General features: G+C 59.1%; 5 protein-coding genes. 1 reads left to right on the plus strand and 4 read right to left on the minus strand.

Going from position 1 to position 3,347, the window contains the following annotated elements:
- Window positions 1–135: 135 nt before the first annotated feature.
- Genes F3H13_RS15985 through F3H13_RS15995 form a run of 3 tightly spaced genes read right to left on the minus strand, consistent with a single transcriptional unit; the run spans window position 136 to window position 1,773 of the window.
- Window positions 136–1,209 (minus strand): RNA ligase family protein, encoded by a 1,074-nt coding sequence (locus tag F3H13_RS15985; protein ID WP_149799997.1) that lies wholly within the window; start codon window positions 1,207–1,209, stop codon window positions 136–138.
- A gap of 27 nt (window positions 1,210–1,236) precedes the next feature.
- A complete protein-coding gene (locus tag F3H13_RS15990; protein WP_149799998.1) occupies window positions 1,237–1,506 on the minus strand; it encodes a hypothetical protein in 270 nt (89 codons plus the stop codon).
- Window positions 1,507–1,521: 15 nt separating this feature from the next.
- Entirely contained in the window at window positions 1,522–1,773 is a 252-nt protein-coding gene (locus tag F3H13_RS15995; protein WP_149799999.1) for a hypothetical protein, read from the minus strand.
- Window positions 1,774–2,044: 271 nt separating this feature from the next.
- On the opposite strand from F3H13_RS15995, the gene aglF reads away from it, so the two are divergent.
- Window positions 2,045–2,815, plus strand: a complete 771-nt coding sequence (gene aglF, locus F3H13_RS16000) for a UTP--glucose-1-phosphate uridylyltransferase AglF (RefSeq protein WP_149800000.1) — start codon at window positions 2,045–2,047, stop codon at window positions 2,813–2,815.
- A 103-nt stretch (window positions 2,816–2,918) separates the two neighbouring features.
- Here aglF and F3H13_RS16005 read toward each other — a convergent pair.
- Window positions 2,919–3,347: PGDYG domain-containing protein (locus F3H13_RS16005; RefSeq protein WP_223174441.1), on the minus strand; the 429-nt coding region annotated here is incomplete at its 5' end.

Below are 3,347 nucleotides of genomic sequence, written 5' to 3' on the forward strand. Positions count from 1 at the left end.
GGAACCCCGTCTATGCCATTGACGGCGGTTGAATACTGTTGGTTGGCTTCATCCCCGCGCTGAAGCGCGAGGCTTTCGCCTCGTATTTCCCGTAATTATGTTTTGGCAACAAGTGACCCTGTAACCCGCGGCAATTCACGAGAGATGTTGCCAAATCGTCGTCGGGTCGGCGTCGTTCAGTTCGGCGTTCGTCTCCATTTTTCGAAGTTCTGTGACACACCGCTTGGCGACGAGTGGATAGACGTCCGCAGGCGTGAACTCAAACTCAAGTCGCATGATCTCTTGCCAGTGTTCGGCCCAGATGTCTTCGACGACCCGGGGATACAGATCTTCCACAAGGTGAACTCCGAACTCGCGACCCTCTTCGACAACGAGTGTTCGAACCGTCTTGCGGATCCGAGCAGATGTACAGTACATCGCGACGAACTGTTCAGCACCCGTCTCTGCGTCATCCGGGTCTTGACCGAACTGTTCGCGATTCAACTCCTCGAACGCGTCGCGAACTACTTTCACACGGCGGTTTTGGCTGTCACTACGGACAACGACGCCTTCCGCACAAACATCACCGGCGAGCGATGACTGTGGAACGGTGTAGGTCTCTGGATCAAACTCGGTCGGCTTGGCGATAATCGTCGCGGGAACGAACGCGCGATCAGTCGACACATTCTCGATTCGGATCCGATCGAAGACGTCCCAAGCCATCCTAGTTGGGAGAAATCCCTCGAAGGTTTCAGCGTACGGACTGCCCGGTGGTGTCATCGAGTCAATAGCCGCATAAGGAAGGACGTCAAAGGCGACGAGAGCGGGAAGATCGCGTTCGGTGTATCCATAGTCTAGCGTCGAGTACACCAAGTTCTCTGCGTACACGATGAGCGGGCCATCGTGTTCGTCGTGGGCTCGACGGAGGGCGTCCACGTCGATCCCGTCGCGGAGACATCGGACGGCTCGGTGGAGCGCCCCGTCGATGTCCTCGAGATCGTCGCGATGACAGCCCATGATGGAGCGCCGCGTTCCGAAGACGAGGCTCCCGTCCCCGTCGGCGGCGTTTATCACAGGATCTGGATAGGATGACGCGTGACGCTCGTCATAGAGTGTGAATCGAAACGAGCTTCCGTCGAACTTCTCGAGGACCACTAAGTCCTCGGCGTCGAAGAACGATTCAGGGACGACGGGATGATCGTATCGTGGAATTTTGGGGTAGACCTTCATCGGTCAGTGGGAGAATGGTAGGAAGGGTCAGGTATCACCGTTCGGTGGCCACTCAACACCCTCCCATGTTCGAACGGCGTCGCCGACGGCCGTCTGAAACTCATCGACCGGCGTGGTACGGATACTGGAGGGCATCGGACCGTAATCGTCCCACTCCGCAGTGTAGCGGACGACTCTCGATCGAAGACGGCCGTTCGCCGAATCCAGATCGTACGTTTCGAAGATGTGGTGGACACCAAGCACGAGTACTTCTTCGAGTTCGTCGTGTCGGTAGATCGTGTTTTCAATGAGGGTCATACGCGTTCAACGTGCTCATTCGAGCTCCGCATCCGGCCGGTCGATACCGGCTTCCAAGTCGGCGAGATCGCGTTCAAGTCGGTCGATGTGCGTTTCGAGGTCCTCGACGCTCATCAGAGCGAGACGAAGGAACGCGTCGTCCCGCTCCGGCATCAACGGAAGCTGGCTCGTCGATGCTGGCAGGTCGTCCGACTGTCGTGCGCGTTTGCGGACGAGTTCTTCACGAGCGCTGCGCAGTTCTCGACGGAGGAGTTCGTCATCGTTCATGGGTTGGCACACACCGGAGTACAGCCCGCTACGGCCCCGGAAGGGCGGTCGCACGGACCGTCTCACCGAGTGTGTGGCTTTCCGATCACCGCTCGGAGGTTCATGACAACTAGTGACGAGACCTACGATAAATACTTTCTGTGGAGGACACAGCCCCAATACAGCGTACAGCCCACCGGCTCCGGTTACGCACTTAGGTCGTGTGGACAGTACAGCAATCCGAATTACCAAGGCAGAATCCTTATGATTGGCTGAACTGAACACTCGGATCATGAAAGCAGTCGTACTCGCGGCCGGCAAGGGCACGCGCCTCCGCCCGCTGACCGACGACAAGCCCAAGGGAATGGTCGAGGTCGACGGCAAACCCCTCATCACCCACTGCTTCGATCAGCTGATCGAACTCGGCGCCGACGAGCTCATCGTCGTCGTCGGCTACATGAAAGAGAACATCATCGACCATTACGGCGACGAGTACGAGGGCGTCCCGATCACCTACACCCACCAGCGCGAGCAGAAGGGGCTCGCCCACGCCCTCCTCACGGTCGAGGAACACGTCGACGACGACTTCATGCTCATCCTCGGCGACAACATCTTCCAAGCGAATCTTAAAGACGTCGTCCGCCGCCAGCGCGAGGAGCGCGCGGACGCCGCCTTCCTCGTCGAGGAGGTCCCCTGGGAGGAGGCCTCCCGCTACGGCGTCTGTGACACCAACCAGTACGGCGAGATCACGGACGTCGTCGAAAAGCCCGAGGACCCGCCGAGCAACCTCGTGATGACCGGCTTCTACACCTTCTCGCCCGCCATCTTCCACGCCTGCCACCTCGTCCAGCCCTCGAACCGCGACGAGTACGAGATCAGCGACGCCGTGGATCTGCTCATCCAGTCGGGCCGCACCATCGACGCCATCGGCCTCGACGGCTGGCGCATCGACGTCGGCTACCCCGAGGACCGCGACGAGGCCGAGCGCCGACTCCAGGGCGACAATGCCGACGAGGACAGCGACGACGCTGACGCCGACGCGGTCGTCGAGTCCGACGCGTAGTACGACGAGAACGAGAGCTATCGCGACAGGAATTCGAGTCGTCTTCGCCGTTGTCCGCGAGAGCGTGTTTGATATCCTCCCCGCACTGAAACCTGCGGAGAGATTAGGGAATGAGAGAAATAAGCGACTTTTTCAGAAGTCGTCGCCCCGATTCAGTGATTTCACCCTTCGTATCGCCGTTCATGATCGTCCCGGGAGCGATCGTATAGAGTGCCCACGGCATCAGATACGAGGTGTCGTTGAACGAGATACCATCGAGATGCTCGTCCTTGAGTTCCGGTGTGGTTTGCTGATACCTTCCGGCACTCGTTCCGACGCACATCACACTACAGTCGGTCGCACTGAACGGGTGCGTTTCGTGAGCGAGGACGACGATCGGTCGCTGGGGATGGGCACCGGTCGGGTCCCGTGCCCAGCAAACGTCCCCTGCTGACAGCTTACGGAGAATCGAGGAGAAAGCCTCGCGCTTTAGCGCGGGGATGAATCCGACACTACTCTTCACGGTCCACCGTTCGATGGCATAGCGGGATAT

Source organism: Halorubrum xinjiangense, from assembly GCF_900102375.1.
Taxonomy (GTDB): domain Archaea; phylum Halobacteriota; class Halobacteria; order Halobacteriales; family Haloferacaceae; genus Halorubrum; species Halorubrum xinjiangense.

Coding starts and splice junctions, on each gene's coding strand:
- F3H13_RS15995 (WP_149799999.1), bottom strand. CDS start 1,773: ATGAACGATGACGAACTCCTCCGTCGAGAACTGCGCAGCGCTCGTGAA.
- F3H13_RS15985 (WP_149799997.1), bottom strand. CDS start 1,209: ATGAAGGTCTACCCCAAAATTCCACGATACGATCATCCCGTCGTCCCT.
- F3H13_RS15990 (WP_149799998.1), bottom strand. CDS start 1,506: ATGACCCTCATTGAAAACACGATCTACCGACACGACGAACTCGAAGAA.
- aglF (WP_149800000.1), top strand. CDS start 2,045: ATGAAAGCAGTCGTACTCGCGGCCGGCAAGGGCACGCGCCTCCGCCCG.